Raw genomic sequence first — 16,155 nt, 5'->3', positions numbered from 1 at the left:
ATGAATATCGTGCATTTGAACACTGCCGGTGCCGGCCTGATGTCATCGGCCACCCTGAACGCGATCCAGCGCTTCACGGCCATCGAAGCCCAGATGGGCAGTTATGAGACCGAGCTGGCCTACGACGAGTTGCTCAACGTCGACCTGTATCGGGCGGCAGCCGGGCTCTTGAATGCACAGCCTGCGGACATCGGTTTTTTCAGCAGTGCCACCGAAGCCTGGACCAGCATCCTCGGCAAACTGAAATTTCCCCTTGGTAAGCGCGTGTGGGTGTCGACCTCGGAGTACGCCGCGAACCTGATCTTTTTCAACTACCTCAAGCTGTCGCGCGATATTCGCGTTGAAGTGATCCCGACCACCGCCACCAGCCCGCTGGACCTGGAATGGGTGCGACGTCATCTGGACGACGATGTGTTCCTGGTCAGCGTGTCGCACTTGCCGTCGTGCTGCGGCGTGATCAACCCGGTGGAAGCCTTGGGCGCGCTGCTTAAAGAGACGAACACGCTGTATGTGGTAGACGCGTGCCAGTCGCTGGGGCAATTGCCGCTGGACGTGCGGGATATCCATTGTGATTTGTTGACCGGCGCGGGCCGCAAGTTTCTCTGTGGGCCGCGTGGCAGTGGGATCGCCTACGTGTCGCCACGCCTGCTCAGCCAGTTGGTGTTGAATTTCGCTGACTTGCACGCGGCCAGCACGGATGGCCAGGTCAACCGGATCGAGGTGTCCGGGGCTCGGGTGCTGGAAATTGCAGAAAAGAGCTTTTCAGCGTTGGTGGGGTTGCACACCGCGTTGAGTGAATACGCGCAGGTCGCAGCAAAGGTGAGCACCGAGCCCTACGCGCTGCTGGCGCAGGAGCTACGGCGCCTGCCGCAGTTGACGCTGCTGTGTGATCAGTTCCAGCAGACCGGGATTGTCTCGTTCGTGCCGCACAACCTGTCGGCCAAGGCGTTTGTCGGCCAGGCCCGCGAGCTGGGGCTCAACCTGTGGGCGGGCACGGCCGCCCATACGCCGCTGCTGTTGAAGGACCTCGGCGCGACGCATTTCGTGCGCGCCTCGGTGGGCCGGCATGTCACCCAGGCCCAGGTTGAGCAGGCCCTGGTGACCCTGCGCGCACTTATTGCGCAGTGATGGCGTAACCGTCAAAGGCGCTTTGTTGTTGCAGCGCGGTCACGATGCTTTTGCGCGTGACCGGCTGCTCTACGCCGCTGTTGTCGACGAAGGTTTCAGTTTCCAGTTCCGCCTCGTTGCCTTCACCCACGAACGTAAAGCCCAGGAATTCCAGCGCCTCACGGTCAACGTTCAACTTGGAGCGAGGTGTACGCAGTGGCAGGGTGACGCTGATGCCATCCTTGCTGATCACAAACACTTCGGCTTCCTTCTTCGCGCGTGCTGCCTTGCTCTTGCCGGCGCTGGGGTTGCTGATGGCCTGGTGAGACTGGTTCAGCACCTTCAGGGCCAGGCCATAGACCAGTTCCTGGAACTCGGGATCGTCCTTGAAGCTGGACAGAATGCGGCTGATCGAGAACTTGCTGCTGAGGTCCTCCAGGGCGATGTTGTCGGCGGCCTCGGCATCCTTGAGTTGCTTGAGCTGGCCCATCAGGTCGTAGGCCTTGTCGTCGTCGAAGGCGTCGTGGGCCTGGCGGATGGCCACGCGCAATTCGCGGATCTGGTCGCTTTCCTTGGAAGTGTGGAATGCGTCCAGCACCATCTCGCTGATGATCTTGGCCGCAGGCACATGCTGTGAAAGATTGATGGCGTTTTCGTATTCAGCTTTGGACTGCAGGGCTGTTACGGATTCTTCGGTGGAGTGTTCGGTGTAAGAATCGGACATTGAAATTTCACTACTTCAGTAAACGGGACAAAAAAGCGTCGCGCATTTTCAGCGGGGAGGGTGATCAGGTCAAGGCAGCACAATGCCCTTGTCGCGGCGCAACACCGTCAGCGCCCGCTGCAGCCGCAGGGCGCGTCCACAGAACAGACCAACGGTAAATCCCGACACACCGCCCACCGCCACCGGCATCGCTGGCGTGTTCAAAAACAGCGGATGCGTCGCCTGCTGGTAGCTGAAGTAGTACTTCACCGCGAAGAACAACGTCGCGGCGTATTTCTCCGGCCAACCGCGCCCGGATTTCCCGGACAAGGTCAGAGACTGGCCCAACGGCGGCAAGCCCGCCGACGCGCGCTACTAAGTCAGCTGCTTGAGACAGGCCTCGAGGATATCCAGGCCTTCCTCCAGCACCGCAGGCTCGGTGGTCAGCGGTGCCAGCAGGCGGATGATGTGTCGCGATTTACCGCTGGGCATCAGCAGCAGCCCCGCGTCCCGCGCCAGGCTCAGCAGTTGGGTCAGTTGCCTGGACGCGGGCGTGCCGTCGGCATTGGCCAGCTCGATGCCGCGCATGGCACCGACGCCGGTCAGGCGACCCAGATAGGGCACACCTTGCGCACGCCATTGTTCATAACGGCTGACGATGGCTTCGGCCTGGTGTGAACCCCAGGTTTTCAGGTGTGCGTCCGTCATCGCGTCCAGCGTGGCCAACGCGGCCGCGCACGCAATCGGGTTGCCGGAGTAGGTGCCGCCCAGGCCGCCTTTGGGCAAGGTGTCGAGCAAGGCTTTGCGGCCGACCACCGCGCCCAATGGCACGCCGCCGGCGATGCTTTTGCCGAGCAGGATCAAGTCCGGCTCAATTCCAAGGCGCGAGAAGGCGAAGCGCTGGCCGGTGCGCCCGAAGCCGGACTGGATTTCGTCGGCGATCAGCAGGATGTTTTTCTCATCACAGAAACGTCGCAAGGCCTGGGCGAATTCGACGTCCAGGGCCAGGAAACCGCCTTCGCCCTGCACGGGTTCGATGATGAAACAGGCCACGTCCTCAACGTCGATTTCCACGCTGAACAGGCGGTCCATGGCCTTGAGTGCTTCGGTACAACTCACGCCGTTATCAGCGCTGGGGTAGGGCAGGTGGTACACCGGCCCAGGCAATACGCCGACCTTTTGCTTGTAGGGCGCTACCTTGCCATTGAGGTTGAGCGTGGCCAGGGTACGGCCGTGAAAGGCACCGTCAAACGCGATCACCGCCGTGCGGCCGGTGGCGCCGCGCACAATCTTCAACGCGTTTTCCGCCGCTTCCGCACCGCTGTTGGTGAGCATGCCGCTCACCGGGTAATCCACCGGCATAAACGCGGTAAGACGGTCCATCAGTTCGATGTAGGGCGCGTGAGGTGCGGCGTTGAACGCGTAGTGGGTCAGTTTGGTGGCCTGCTCCCGAATCGCCTCGACCACGCCGGGGTGGCAATGCCCAAGGTTGAGCACGCCGATGCCGCCGACAAAATCGATGTAGCGCTTGCCCGTGGTGTCCCAGACCTCGGCGTTTTTGCCGTGGCTGAGGCTGATGGGGTGGACGATGGAAATCGACTGGCTGATGGTTTCGCGGCTCATGAATCTCGGACTCGGCAATGGCGGGCGTCTTTTTATCTAAGCCGCGCGCCCGGCCTTGCCGCAAACGAAATAAAGTCGCCGGGTCATTATTAAAAGTCGGGATGTGCTTTTAAGTAGTCCACCATCCAGTTCAAGAATGCTTTTACTTTGGGGATCTCGCCGGCGTGTTCGGCGTGCGCGATAAAGTGCGCGCCGGCGCTGGGCATCGTGTAATCCCAAGGCGTCATCAGGCTGCCATTGGCCAACTCTTCGGCCACCAGGTACTGCGGCACCAACGCCACGCCGTAGCCCGACTGCGCTGCGCGAATGCACATGTAGAACGTGTCGAAACGCGGCCCGTGATAGCTGTTCTGCGAATGCAGGCCCTGTTCCAGAAACCACTCATGCCAGGCTTGCGGGCGTGACGTGCATTGCAGCAAGGTATGGCGCGAGGAGGCATCGCTGCCCTCGGCGACAAACCCCGGCGCACAGACCGGCACCACGGCCTCGCGAAACAGCTCGATGCACGTCGCCCCCGGCCAGGAGCCCTGGCCGAAGAAAAACGCAATATCGGCCTTGGCCTGCAACACGTCGAAGGGCTCCAGCTCGTTGCGCACATCCAGGTGGATGTTCGGATGTCTGGCCGCAAAATCCTTGAGCTTGGGCACCAGCCAGCGGTCGCCGAAGGTCGGCTGGGTGGCGATGCGCAGCACTTCGGTCTCGCCGCCGTAGGTGAGGATGTACCGGCTGGAAATGTCCACCTGAGTCAAAATCTTGTGGACCTCGGCGAGGTACAGCGAGCCCGCTGGCGACAGATAGAGACGCTGGCGCACGCGCTCGAACAGGTTGTGGCAGAGCATCTCTTCGAGCTGCGCGACCTGCTTGCTCACGGCACTTTGGGTCAGGTGCAGCTCTTGGGCGGCGCGGGTGAAACTCAGGTGGCGGGCGGCGGCTTCGAAGCACTGCAGGGCGGTCATCGAAGGGGTCAAGCGTTTAGAGATCATGCAGTTCATTCCAAATCGGAAGGAGCCTTTGCCTAAAGGTCGTTTGTGACAGGGGCGTAAAGCCGTCGATACTGCGCGGCCACACTATAAACCGGCGCGGGCTGTGCGGCGCCGAATAATAAAGATCGACAGGGAGTGCCTCGCATGAACAACCTCAAGACCACCTTGGCCGCCCTCACCGCTGCTGCGGTCGTGGGCCTGGCGGGCAGTGCCCACGCCGGTGTGACCCTCGACGCAATCCAGAAAAAAGGCTTTATTCAGTGCGGCGTCAGTGACGGTTTGCCGGGCTTCGGCGTGCCGGACGCCACCGGCAAAATGACCGGCATCGATGTAGACGTGTGTCACGCCGTCGCCGCAGCGGTATTCGGCGACGCCTCAAAAGTGAAGTTCAGTCAGTTGACGGCCAAAGAGCGTTTTACCGCGCTGCAGTCCGGCGAAATCGACCTGATCTCACGCAACACCACCTGGACCAGTTCGCGTGATTCGGGCATGGGCCTGGTGTTCACCGGCGTCACCTATTACGACGGCATCGGTTTTCTGGTCAACAACAAGCTGGGGGTGACCGGCGCCAAGCAACTCGACGGCGCAACCATCTGCATCCAGGCCGGCACCACCACTGAACTCAATGTCTCGGATTACTTTCGCACCAACGGCATGAAGTACACGCCAATCACCTTCGATACCGCCGACGAAAGCGCCAAGGGCCTCGAAGCCGGGCGCTGCGATGTGCTGACCACTGACCAGTCGGGCTTGTACGCGCAGCGCATCAAGATGGCTCACCCGGATGAGTTTGTGGTGCTGCCGGAAGTGATCTCCAAGGAGCCACTCGGGCCGCTGGTGCGCAAGGGTGATGACGAGTGGTTCAGCATCGTCAAATGGACGCTGTTCGCCATGCTCAATGCCGAGGAAATGGGCATCACCTCGCAGAACGTCGAAGCGCAGGCCAAATCCAGCAAGAACCCCGACGTTGCGCGGCTGCTGGGTGCCGACGGCGATTACGGCAAAGATTTGAAACTGCGCAAGGACTGGGTGGTGCAGATCGTCAAGCAAGTGGGCAACTATGACGAAGTGTTCGAGCGCAATATCGGCCAGGGCAGCGTGTTGAAGATCAAGCGTGGGCTCAATGCCTTGTGGAGCAACGGCGGCATCCAGTACGCGCCACCAGTGCGCTGATCACGCCAAGCCAGTGGAGTCGCCGTATTTACTCCGACACCACGTCCTTTCCCGCCGCCTTGGACCGATACAGCGCTTGATCGGCGCGTGCCATCAAGGCGGCAGGGTCCTCACCCATACGACGTTCGACCACACCTAGGCTCAGGGTCACTTTGAAATCACCCACGGCGGGTATTTCGGTGACCTTCTGCCGCACGCTTTCGGCCAGTTGCCTGGCCGAATCGAGGGTGCTTTTGGGCAGCACCACCATAAATTCGTCACCGCCCCAGCGCGCGAGCAAATCACCGGGACGCACACAGGCTTCCAGGTTTTCCACCACCCGAATCAGGGTCTTGTCGCCGACGCCATGGCCGTGTTGGTCATTGATCGGCTTGAAGTCATCGATATCCATGGCCACCAATGCCAATGGCACGCGGAAGCGCTCGGCGCGCTCACACTCCTCCAGCAGCACTTTTTCCAGGCGATAACGGTTGGCGATACGCGTCAGGGCGTCCTGTTCGGCCAGGGAGCGGTTCTCATCCAGCTGCAATTGCAGTTGCTGATTGACCCGAGACAATTCACGGGTGCGTTCGGCCACCAGAGCCTCCAGCGATTGATTACGCTTTTGCAGCTGTTCGATGGAGTTCTTGCGGGTGTGAATATCGCGGTGGGCGCCGACCATGCGGGCTACCGAGCCGTCAGGGTTACGTGCAATGACGTAGCCCCGGTCCTCGATCCACAGGTAGCTGCCGTCTTCTTTTCGGCAGCGGTACTCGGCCTGGTAATGGGGGGCGCGCTGGTTGATGTAGTCATCAAACACGGCCATCACGCGCGGGTAATCCTCGGCGTGGATCACGTTCTCCCAGGTGAACACAGTGTTTTCCAGGGAGTGGCGGGGGTAACCCAGCATCTCGTACCAACCGGGGTTGCGGTAGACGAAGCCGGTATTGGCGTTCCAGTCCCAGATGCCGTCGCTGACCAGTTCCATGACGGCGTGCAACATGTCGGCGTTGAGTTCGGAAAAGTCATTACGCAGCGGTTTATTGCCGGAGTTATCGCCCATCTTTGCGCTTCCCTGCGTGTGCTGGTTTGTAAGGCCAGTCTTCGTTGACGCCGATACTCCGTGGCTGGCGCTACTGTACATCGGGACTTGCGCGGTTTGAATAGGGCGGGTGTGCTGCTTTAGATGTATGGCTATGAGCCACCTATGCTGGATTTACGTGGACCGGTTTTCACGTCATCACCGGTCATGTATTGGCGTTCGGTAAAAGCCGCACTTCTACCCGCTGGCCCAACGCTCTTGCGGCACTTGCCAGGGTTGCCAGAGTCATGCCTGCATCGTTTTGATCCAGCGCCCGATCCACAGCAGTGCGGCTGGTGTGCATACGTTCTGCCAGCGCTTTCTTGCTGACTTTCTGCGCCTTCATTGCTTGCGCCAACTGCCAGGCGATAACACGCTTCAATGCGGCAGCGGACACTTCTTCTATGAGCCCATCGTCACTTAGAAAATCATCGAAGTTGGAGCCGATATGTTTATTCATGGTGGTCCCTCAAAGCTTGCTTTTACGACGCCTCGCGGTGTTCAGGTCCACTGACGTCGTTTTCTGGCTCTTTTTGATAAAGCCGTGCAGCAACACAATTTCGCGGTCAACTAACGTAAAAATGACCCGTGCAATGTTCTCATTGAGGTCACTTCGTATTTCCCAAAGGCTGTGCTCCAGCTTTCGAACCAGCGGCATTCCCAGCGGCCATCCAATCTGGACTGCTTTGATGTCAATGCCTATGAGTCTGCGTGACTCCCTTGGCAGTTCCAGCAGCCATTCACGCACGGGCTCGTTGCCAGCCTGCGTTCGGAAAAACGCGACGCTCAACATGAGAGGTAAGTCGTTCACAAGAGTGCACCAAAATAGGTTCATACGGCAATCGGCGATTGATGAAGCTTTTCGCGAAGAGCGGTCAGAGCCTGGCACTTTTTTTGTGAGCGATGGATGTCGAAGCTTTGCAGAAAATTACAGCAAAAACAGATAGTTATGAATTTTCCGCAGAGTGAGTGCGAGCGTGGTTTTGCATGTGTAAGAAAACTTACTCCGGCGCCAGCATCCTCGTCCGAGGCTTTCCATCGGCGTTGTGCTGGTAAATCGCCTCCGGTTGGCCGTGGTCGTTGAAAAACACCTGGCCGATGCCTGCCGAATTCCACAGCCGTTCGCCCGCTTCGGCATGTTCCGGAATATGGGGCACCACCTGCATGGTACGGCGGCGCGTGAACCAGTTGAGCGGTGAGCGCGGTGAATAGAGCCAGCGGTTCAGGCGGTCGAACCATTCCAGCAGGCGTGGGGGGAACTCGTTCTTGATGCCGCTGCTGGTGATCTGCCAGATGCTCGGCCCGCCGTTGCGGTAGCGGATCAGCACTTGGTAGACGAACGAGTAATGCACGTCGCCCGAGAGGATCACGTAGTTACCCGGCGTGCGCGAGTGGCGGAAGATGTTGAGGATTACCTGGGCGGCGCCGCGATGGGCCATCCAATTTTCGGCGTCTACCAGCAGCGGGTAGCCACACCAACTGAACACCTTCTGCACGGTTTCGATCAGCTTGACGCCAAAGACCGGCGCGGGCGAGACGATGATGGCGCAGGGGTGGTCCAGCAGTTCCTGTTGCAGCTCACTCAAGGCTTCCCAGTCCAGCAGGCCAGAGGGCTGCTTGAGGGTGAACTCGCTGCGCCAGCGGCGGGTACGGGTGTCGAGCACCACCAGGGCCGGTGTGGTGGGCAGTACGTAATGCCAGTGCTGGAATTTCAGCAGCGCCGCCAGCAGGTCATCTTGCAGGCCGGCGTCCAGGTGGTTGCCTTTAACCTGGGTGGCCAGTGCCTGGGTTTGGCTCAGCAGCTCAGCGAACACATCCGGCTGGTTGCCCCAACCCTGGCACAGCAAGTAGGCGAGCAGGGCATTGCCGATAATGCGCCTGGAGAACGGGTGGCCGTAGGCGGTTTCTTCCCATTGGGCACTGAGGTTCCAGTCGTCGGTGATGTCGTGATCGTCGAAGATCATCAGCGTCGACAGATGAGCCAAGACCCGTGCGGCGCCCGGCAACCCTTGTCGGAATTGATCAATAGGCACCTGCTCGCGGGCATAACGCTGCTGTTCCTCGACGCTCAGTTGCGGGGGTTGTGGCGTGATCAACTGCCAGGGCGTGGGCGACCAGGCCAGCAGGTACATCGCGATCACCTCGGCAAAGCTCACCAGGTGATTGTCGGCCGTGCTGCTGGTGAAAATCGGCTTCTTTACGCCACCAAAAAACCGCTCGCGCAGGGTCTCGTTGCTGTCCAGCGCCGGGAGCAGTTCGGCGCGATGGTAATAGCTGGCGCGATGCCCGTAGAGGCTGGCGCTGTCAGTCACCACCGCACCTTCCAGGTATTCGTCAAACAGGCCCAGTCGCGCGATCAGCGCATGAATCGCGCGCAGCATCGGGCCGGCGACATCGTCGGCGTAGATCTGGTCACCGCTCATCATCAGCAACGCCGGGCGTTCGGTCGGCGTGTGTGCCTCGGCCAGCAGGCGGTCGACGCACAGCAAGCCGTCGTCGGCTCGGTGGTGCGGTTTGCGGCAGGAACCGTGCACCAACTGGTGGATACGGCTGTGCAGTACGAAGTTCGGCTGCCGGGCGTCGGCATACAGCAGGTGCGGCGCCCATTCGGCGATGCCCAGGTTGTCGATCAGCAGGTCATAGCCGATGAGCACGTCCAACGGCAGGGCGTCGTCCAGCCCCACGTCGATCAGGTGGATGAAGGCGTGGCGCCCCACCGGCACGACTTGGCACTGGCCCTGATCCAGGCGGATGTCCCGGCTGTGTTCGGCAACGTGCAGCCTCAAGGTCGGCGACAGTTCACGGCTTGCCACCAGCCACAACACCAGGCGGCGAGGCTCCAGCCGCCGTAACAGCGGCCCGGCAAGAACGGCGGGCAGTGTGCCTGCTTCAAGCATAGGAATGAGGACTCTGTGCAGGAAAGGCCGGCAGGTTAACCCAGCGGATGTCAGTGTTTTGTTAAGGGATGGCGGGGCGGGATGGCTTGCCCCGCATTCATAGGCTAGAGCAGATTGCCCTTGCCCAGGCTTTCCAGGTTGCCGGAGCGGTTGTTCTTGTCTGGGGTATTTGCGCCGCTCAGGCCTATGGCCGACGCCTGATCGAGGCTTGGCTTCGGCGGTTGTGGCGCAGGCGCGGCGTTGATCATCTGGATGGTGTTGATGTAGTTCAAGTTAGCGCTGAGAAAAAAATCCATTGGGTGTGCTCGGTAAGGCCAGGGAAGTGTTGTCGCGTTGTGAACGCGCACAGAACTTACAAAGCCTTGGCTGGCGCGGCTATACACGCGTTGAGTCAAAACATGACAAGGCTACCGGCCACCAACTCGTCGCGGCCAGGGTGGTATGTTGCGGGTTTAACCAGCCGGCCTGATGTGGAGAGCAAGCCCGCTCGCCACATCAAGTCCACTTTCCGCTGTCAGGGGTGTGACCCCTCGACTCCCTTGGGTACCGTAAAACGAAATTCGCTGCCCCGGCCAACCTCGCTGTGCGCGTCGATTTGCCCGCCATGGGCCTGGACGATGCCCTGAGTGATGTACAGCCCCAACCCGCTGCCGGTCGGGTTGTTTTCGGTCTGGGTCCAGTAGCGATCAAACACATGCGGTAACTGTTCAGGCGCAATGCCTTCACCGGAATCGCGCACCGAAAACACGATCTCTTCGTCATTGCTCATGGCGCTCACGCCGATGTTCCCCTGGCGCGGGGTGAACTTGATGGCGTTGCCGATCAGGTTCGACAACACCTGGAACAGACGCTCAGGGTCCCCGTTGATCTGCAACCCCGGTTCCGCATTGAACGACAGCTCGATACCCTTCTCCATCGCCAGCGGCGCGAGCAGGGCATAGGCTTCTTCAAACATCTGGCTGACGTCCAGCACCACCGGCTTGACCACATAACGGCCCGCCTCGATTTTCGAGGTGTCGAGCAAGTCTTCCAGCAGCACGTTCATGCGCCCTGCGGCCTGTTGCATGGTGTCGATCGCCGAAGAAATACGTCGCGAGGTGTGCGGGCCTTCGGAGCTGAACGCCTTTTGCATCATGCCGCAGAGCATCGAGATAACGGTCATCGGGTTACGCAGGTCGTGGGACACCACGGCCACCAGGTCATCACGCGCGCGTACGGCTTGCTGTTCGCGCAACACTTGGCGGGCGAGGTCATTTTCCAGGGCTGAACGGCGCAGGTCGTTGGCAGCAAAACGGTCGCCATGGCTCCATTTGGTGGAGATGCCGGCCATTTCCACTTTCCAGATTTCAAACGAGGTCCGAGGGCGAAGGCGCAAGCCGGCGTCTGACTCTTCCAGATTCAACGGCTTGTCCGGGTTGCCGCTCCAGTTGATGTTCTCTTTCACTTCCGGGCGAAACCACAGCACGCCGTTATCCACAGGCTTTGGCAGGCTCATGGCCAACACGCCACTGGCCACGTGCTGAAACTCGGCGGCCGGCGGATACACCGAGGTCAGGTTGTGGCTGGAAAACACCGGTTCGCCGCTGGCTTGCAGCCATGCGTGCAGCGCGCGAATCTGCTCGGGCTGCGGGCAGTTGCCGTAACGGTGCAACTGTTTGTCCTCGATGATTGCCACGCCGCCCGACAGCGTCAGGTCCATCAGGACTTGCGGCTGCTGGGCCAGGCCGTCGAACACGTTTTGTTCCGATGCTTTCATCGCGCGATCAAGCAGGGCCAGGGCCTCGAGCTTTTCGTCGCGTTGGCGGCTCAGGTCCAGGGCTTCCATGGCGCTGATCTGCAACGACAGCACCTGGCCGATGGTTTGGCAGGCCAGGCGCAGGTCATTGGGCACCAACAGTGGCTCGCGGTTACCGCAACTGATCAGGCCCCAGAGCTTATCGCCTGCCATCAAGGAGATGCTCATGGACGACAGCACGCCCATGTTCTGCATGTACTGGCAGTGAATCGGCGACACGCTGCGCAGGGTCGCAAAGCTCAGGTCCAGCGGTTGGCCGGTGTCCGGGCGCAGCTTGGGCAGCAACGGCACGGGCTCATAAGCGGCATTCGGGATGATGCGCAGCCAGTTGGTGCGGTACAGCTCGCGGGCCTGCTCGGGGATGTCGGACGCCGGAAAGAACAGCCCGTTGAACAGCTCCATGGACGGCGCCGAGGCTTCGGCGATCACCTGGCCATGGCCTTCCTCTTCGAAGCGGTAGATCAGCACTCGGTCGTAGCCGGTCATGGCCTGGATTTCATTCACGCTGATTTCGTACAGCGCTTGCAGGGTTTTCGCTGCCTGCAGGCGTTGCAGCATCTTGCCCAGATCGCTAGTGCGACCATTCAGGGCTCGCGGTTTGAAATCTTCCAGGCGCGGTTCGAATTCCAGCACCAGCACCGCTTGATGGCGGTGCAGCAGGCCTTCGAATTGCGCGCCATTGAAGGTGACATGCAGCGCTGGCGCATCGAAAAACGTGTTGTGTTCAGCCATGGCCTGCACGGCTTGGGCATGTTCGGCGCCGATCAACCTGTGCAGCGGCTGACCCAGCAGCGACTCGGGCGTGTGACCGAACAGGCTGCCGACGTTGGCGCTGACCTGAATGATGTGCAGGTCCGGCTCTGACAACGTCAGCAGCACACCATGGGGCTGTATCGCGCCGGGGGTGCGGATGGGTTCGTCGGCACAGTTGGCAAGCAGCTCTTCAAAATCTTCGGGTTTCATAGCAGTACCTCCTGGCTGACGAGCCAATGCTCGAAGCCGCTGAATGTCGAACAAGCTGCCTGCACTGCGCGCTGTTTGGCGTGCGCATCGAGGGGTTGGCGGCTCAGGTAATCGAGAAAGTCTTTCCAGCGTCGACCGGTCTCGGCGCCGTACACATTGAGAAACGCGCCGCCGTGTTCGGCGTCGATGCCCAGGCGCTGGGCCATTTCCCGGCGCAGCAATTGGCCACCCAGGGTCGCGCCTTCCAGTACATAGAGGGCACCGAGGCAGGCGGCGGCGGTATCGAACAGTGGCAGGCTGGTGCAACGCGGCAGGGCACTGATGGCGTCGTCAGTCAGGCCAAGGGCGTAAAGATCGTGCAGGAGTGTAGGCGTTTTCACACGCAATGACGTATCGAATCCATCGGGGATCAAACCACTGTCATACAGCGCCGATTCCATTGGCTCATAAAAACCGTAGTACGCCTGAAGCAAGCGCTGGTACCACTCGGCATCCAGACGCTCGGAGAAAAACGGCAAGCGTTTTTCCAGCGCTACATGCAGCAGGGCGGTGCCTGAACGTAACGCTTCCAGCAATGAGGGCGCACTGACGTCAGGGGCCTGTGAATGCATTCAATGAGCTCGAACTGTGGGCCTTCCGGCCATGAATGACGCTGTAAATGGGCGACGATTCTACACAACTCATTGCCATCACCTGTGCGCACTAGGCGAAAAGGCTGACCGGCGGATCAGAAAAGTCACTCCTTGCGTGATTAATGACCACGGAAAAGCACCTCAAGTTCGCTTTTGTGATATCGCGACGATATCAGTGCAGGGACATACCCTGTTGGCTCAGCGCCGTTTGTACGCACTCAACCAGGTGCTCTGCGCTCCACGGCTTGGGTAAAAAACGCACGGAACCGCCCAACTGCGCCGCCAGCTTGATATTGCCGGAGGTCAGCACCACGGGCACAGACGGCCAGCGATGCGCTACCACCTTGCTCAAGTCATAACCATTGAGCAAACCGGGCATCTGGATATCACTGACAATCAGATCCACGGGGTCGTCGCCGCGCTCCAGGTAAATCATCCCTTCATCCGCCGAAGGAAATGACGTGACGTGCGCCCCGAAATCCTCCAGTACATCCACCATTAACGAGCGAATGATCTCGTCGTCTTCCAGCACTAAAATCGATGGCTGAGCCATGATCCTTACTCCACCATCAGGGTTCAGTAAGGTGGAGTGGGGCGGGCGTGAATAGGTTCGATTGGATATATTCCGGGCGATGGATGGTCGGTTTAGAGCGGGTAGCAGGGCGTTGCCCGCAGCGGCACAGTGCGCTTGCAGGCATAATCGCCTCACCGTTTCCTGATGTGGAGCCTTCATGAAGCACGCTTTATTGACCCTCGCCCTGATTCTCACCACCGCCCCGGCTTTAGCGGCAGGCGATGCCGAGGCGGGCGGCAAGCTTTTCAGCAAGACCTGCGGCGGTTGCCACAGCATCGGCGAAGGCGCGCGCGGCGGCTTCGGCCCGCAGCTTAACGGCATCATCGGCCGCCCTGCCGGCACCACCACGGACTACCAGTACTCCGACGCGATGAAAAACTCCGGCGTGGTCTGGACCCGCGACAAACTCGCTGCCTATATCGAGGCACCAAAAAAAGTCGTCAGCGGCACACGCATGATTTTTTGGGGCATCAGCGACCCGGAAAAGATTGAAAACATCCTGGCCTACCTCGAAACCTTCCAGCCCAAATGATCACTCGCGCACGTTCCTGAACAGCATCAACCGCGCACTTTCATGCAGCCCGCGCGTCAGGCCCTGCAGGCGCTGAAACTCTTCAGGGTGCTGCTCGGCCACGTCTTCCCGAGGTGTTGGCGACGCCAGGTCATGCAGGGTTGGTGAACTGCCGTCGTGTTGCATTTGCAACAGAAAGTCCTGGGTCACGCCGCCGATAATCGGGAACGTGCCCTCGTGCAACACCAGTGGCACCACACGTTCGCCTTCCGGTGCCGGCTGCTGGATGTCGCGGCCCATCGCGCCAGTGCGAAAGGGGACGCCCGCCATGCCGGCCACTGTCGGCAACAAATCCGCCAGGCCCACCGCCTCTTCAATCACCCGTGGTTGCAGGCCCGGCGCGTGGATCAGCAACGGCACGTTGTTGCTTTCCAGACCCAGTTGCTCAAAGGCCGGCGGCATGTGCGGGATCTGGCTGATGCGGGTGTTGTGGTCGCCGAAGAACACAAAAATGCTGTTGTCGTACCAGCCGCCGGCCTTGGCGATGTCCATCAGGCGGCCGATGTTGAAGTCCAGCAAACGCACTGCGTTGTACTGCTCGACGCTGCGCGAGCCAGCAGCCTGGGCTTGCTCCAGGGTCACGTCACGGACCTGGAAGCCGTCGTTCTGCTTGGGAATGGTGAACGGGCGATGGTTGCCGGAGGTTTGCACGTAAGCGAAGAACGGCCTGTCCTTGGGCACGGCGCGCAGCAGTTGGTCGCCCTCCTTGAACAGGTCCAGGTCAGAGATGCCCCACACGTCCACTCGCGGTGAGCGCCAGTAGCTTTCATCAAACAGCTGCACGCCGTCGATGCTCTGGCGGATCAACGCATTGATATTCGCCCAGCCAGCGTTGCCGTTGATCATGTAGAACTTTTGGTAGCCCTCGAACGCGCTGATCAGCGTGTGCTGCCGCGTGATCAGCGGGTTGCGCGTGGCGGTCTCCTGGCGCGTCACATCGGGCACGCCAGTGATGCTCGCCCACACGGTTTTGGCGGTGCCGGTGACGGGCACGTAGAAGTGTTTGAAGAACCAGCTTTGCGTAGCCAACGTGTCCAGGTTCGGCGTGGGGTTCAGCGGGTTACCGTAGGCACCGACGGCGCTGGTGCCGAGGGATTCAAGCATCACGAAAATCACATTGGGCGGGCGTTCGCCTTGCAGACGATAAGGTTGCACACCTTGTTCGCGGGTGAAATTCAGTTGTTGGGGATCGGGCTGGTCAACGCCCAGATACTCGGCTATTTGCGGGTAATGCTTGCGCACTGTGGCTTCATCGAATTGCGCTTGGCCGACCTTGAGCGTGTCGTATAAAAACAGCACCGGGTTCAGGCCCACGGCGGCAACCTGGCTGTTGCCGGAAAAAAACGCATCGCTCCAGCGCAGCGGCACCGGGTTTTCCAGGTTGAGGTTGGCCACGCGGCCGAGCAGGGCCAGCAGCACGGCGACAACGCCGACTACGGCCACGGAAGCTACGGCCCATTTGCCGATGACTGTGGGTTCGCGATCCAGGGTCAATCGCTCCAGGCACACCAACGCCCATACCCACAGCGCCACGGCGGCCAGCCAGCAGGCGGTTATCCACAGCACCGGGTAGGTTTCCCACACCATCTGTTGCGAAATCTGTGCGTCTTGCAGGTAGCGCAACACGGTCGCGTTGATGCGCACGCCGAGGTAGGCGTAGTGGCCGAAGTCGATGATGTACACCAGGCCGACCACGGCCAGGGCCACGACCAGATAGCCGCGCGCCAGCCAGCGCAGGGCGGGCAGGGTGGTGAGGTTCCAGCGTGGGAGCCAGGCCAGCACGGCCAGTGGCAACATAATCAACACGGCCAGGCGCAGGTCGAAACGCAGGCCGATGCCCAGGGTTTCTGCCAGCCCCGGGGTGTTTAAATCCAGACCCGAAAAGCTGATCAAAAACATCAGCCGCAAAGCCGCCAGCAACGCAAACACCAACCCGATCGCGCCCACGCCGTAGCGCAGGCGGCGTGATTGCAACACACCCATTATTGACCTCTACTCAATCTCACAAACACCACACAGCAAATGGGGGAACGGGCTTGGCCGCGAAGGCGGTGGTTCAGTGCCAGCGTTGTCG

16 protein-coding genes are annotated in these 16,155 nt (G+C 60.4%); 3 read left to right on the top strand and 13 right to left on the bottom strand.

All coding sequences use genetic code 11. The annotated features are described in order from the left end of the window. Positions 1-1,128: an aminotransferase class V-fold PLP-dependent enzyme gene (locus L8K08_RS26300; RefSeq protein ID WP_242201068.1), complete on the top strand. Its 1,128-nt coding sequence runs from the start codon at positions 1-3 to the stop codon at positions 1,126-1,128. Here L8K08_RS26300 and L8K08_RS26295 read toward each other — a convergent pair. From L8K08_RS26295 to L8K08_RS26280, 4 genes are all read right to left on the bottom strand, one after another. Beyond that, the gene (locus L8K08_RS26295) at positions 1,115-1,831 is read right to left on the bottom strand and encodes a hypothetical protein (RefSeq protein ID WP_145164252.1); all 717 of its coding nucleotides are present in this window, start codon (positions 1,829-1,831) and stop codon (positions 1,115-1,117) included. The genes L8K08_RS26300 and L8K08_RS26295 overlap by 14 nt on opposite strands. Before the next feature lie 69 nt (positions 1,832-1,900). Further along, positions 1,901-2,158, bottom strand: a complete 258-nt coding sequence (locus L8K08_RS26290; RefSeq protein WP_242201067.1) for a hypothetical protein — start codon at positions 2,156-2,158, stop codon at positions 1,901-1,903. Between the two features lie 27 nt (positions 2,159-2,185). After that, positions 2,186-3,433: an aspartate aminotransferase family protein gene (locus tag L8K08_RS26285; protein WP_242201065.1), complete on the bottom strand. Its 1,248-nt coding sequence runs from the start codon at positions 3,431-3,433 to the stop codon at positions 2,186-2,188. 89 nt (positions 3,434-3,522) lie between these two features. Next, positions 3,523-4,416 carry a LysR substrate-binding domain-containing protein gene (locus L8K08_RS26280; protein WP_242201063.1) on the bottom strand — a complete coding sequence of 298 codons (894 nt, stop codon included), beginning with the start codon at positions 4,414-4,416 and terminating at the stop codon, positions 3,523-3,525. Positions 4,417-4,560: 144 nt separating this feature from the next. On the opposite strand from L8K08_RS26280, the gene L8K08_RS26275 reads away from it, so the two are divergent. Next, a complete protein-coding gene (locus tag L8K08_RS26275; RefSeq protein ID WP_106578247.1) occupies positions 4,561-5,589 on the top strand; it encodes an amino acid ABC transporter substrate-binding protein in 1,029 nt (342 codons plus the stop codon). 28 nt (positions 5,590-5,617) lie between these two features. On the opposite strand, the gene L8K08_RS26270 is transcribed toward L8K08_RS26275, so the two are convergent. The 8 genes from L8K08_RS26270 to L8K08_RS26235 form a co-directional block, all read right to left on the bottom strand. Next, positions 5,618-6,631, bottom strand: coding sequence for a sensor domain-containing diguanylate cyclase (locus L8K08_RS26270; RefSeq protein WP_242201061.1), 1,014 nt, complete (start codon positions 6,629-6,631; stop codon positions 5,618-5,620). A gap of 184 nt (positions 6,632-6,815) precedes the next feature. Beyond that, complete coding sequence (locus tag L8K08_RS26265; protein WP_145164243.1) at positions 6,816-7,109, bottom strand: XRE family transcriptional regulator; 294 nt, start codon at positions 7,107-7,109, stop codon at positions 6,816-6,818. 9 nt (positions 7,110-7,118) lie between these two features. Further along, positions 7,119-7,460 carry a type II toxin-antitoxin system RelE/ParE family toxin gene (locus tag L8K08_RS26260; protein WP_119737164.1) on the bottom strand — a complete coding sequence of 114 codons (342 nt, stop codon included), beginning with the start codon at positions 7,458-7,460 and terminating at the stop codon, positions 7,119-7,121. A gap of 190 nt (positions 7,461-7,650) precedes the next feature. After that, the gene (locus tag L8K08_RS26255; protein ID WP_242201058.1) at positions 7,651-9,546 is read right to left on the bottom strand and encodes an alkaline phosphatase D family protein; all 1,896 of its coding nucleotides are present in this window, start codon (positions 9,544-9,546) and stop codon (positions 7,651-7,653) included. Positions 9,547-9,650: 104 nt separating this feature from the next. After that, positions 9,651-9,842: a hypothetical protein gene (locus L8K08_RS26250; protein WP_242201055.1), complete on the bottom strand. Its 192-nt coding sequence runs from the start codon at positions 9,840-9,842 to the stop codon at positions 9,651-9,653. A 218-nt stretch (positions 9,843-10,060) separates the two neighbouring features. Beyond that, the gene (locus L8K08_RS26245; protein WP_242201052.1) at positions 10,061-12,304 is read right to left on the bottom strand and encodes an ATP-binding protein; all 2,244 of its coding nucleotides are present in this window, start codon (positions 12,302-12,304) and stop codon (positions 10,061-10,063) included. Further along, positions 12,301-12,915, bottom strand: a complete 615-nt coding sequence (locus L8K08_RS26240) for a biliverdin-producing heme oxygenase (protein ID WP_145164233.1) — start codon at positions 12,913-12,915, stop codon at positions 12,301-12,303. The genes L8K08_RS26245 and L8K08_RS26240 overlap by 4 nt, the downstream gene beginning before the upstream one ends. 193 nt (positions 12,916-13,108) lie before the next feature. After that, a complete protein-coding gene (locus L8K08_RS26235; RefSeq protein WP_242201046.1) occupies positions 13,109-13,489 on the bottom strand; it encodes a response regulator in 381 nt (126 codons plus the stop codon). 178 nt (positions 13,490-13,667) lie between these two features. Here L8K08_RS26235 and L8K08_RS26230 point away from each other — a divergent pair, with 178 nt between their 5' ends. After that, on the top strand, positions 13,668-14,042 hold the full coding sequence (locus L8K08_RS26230) for a cytochrome c family protein (protein WP_145164229.1): 375 nt from the start codon (positions 13,668-13,670) through the stop codon (positions 14,040-14,042). Here the strand turns inward: L8K08_RS26230 and L8K08_RS26225 are convergent, their stop codons facing one another. After that, positions 14,043-16,064 carry an LTA synthase family protein gene (locus L8K08_RS26225; RefSeq protein ID WP_242201044.1) on the bottom strand — a complete coding sequence of 674 codons (2,022 nt, stop codon included), beginning with the start codon at positions 16,062-16,064 and terminating at the stop codon, positions 14,043-14,045. Positions 16,065-16,155: the final 91 nt, after the last annotated feature.

Source organism: Pseudomonas sp. TREG-RG-20F-10-E-6-01 (genome assembly GCF_022662455.1).
Taxonomy (GTDB): domain Bacteria; phylum Pseudomonadota; class Gammaproteobacteria; order Pseudomonadales; family Pseudomonadaceae; genus Aquipseudomonas.
Note: the sequence above shows the minus strand (reverse complement) of the source record. Positions and strands in the feature narration are given on the sequence as shown.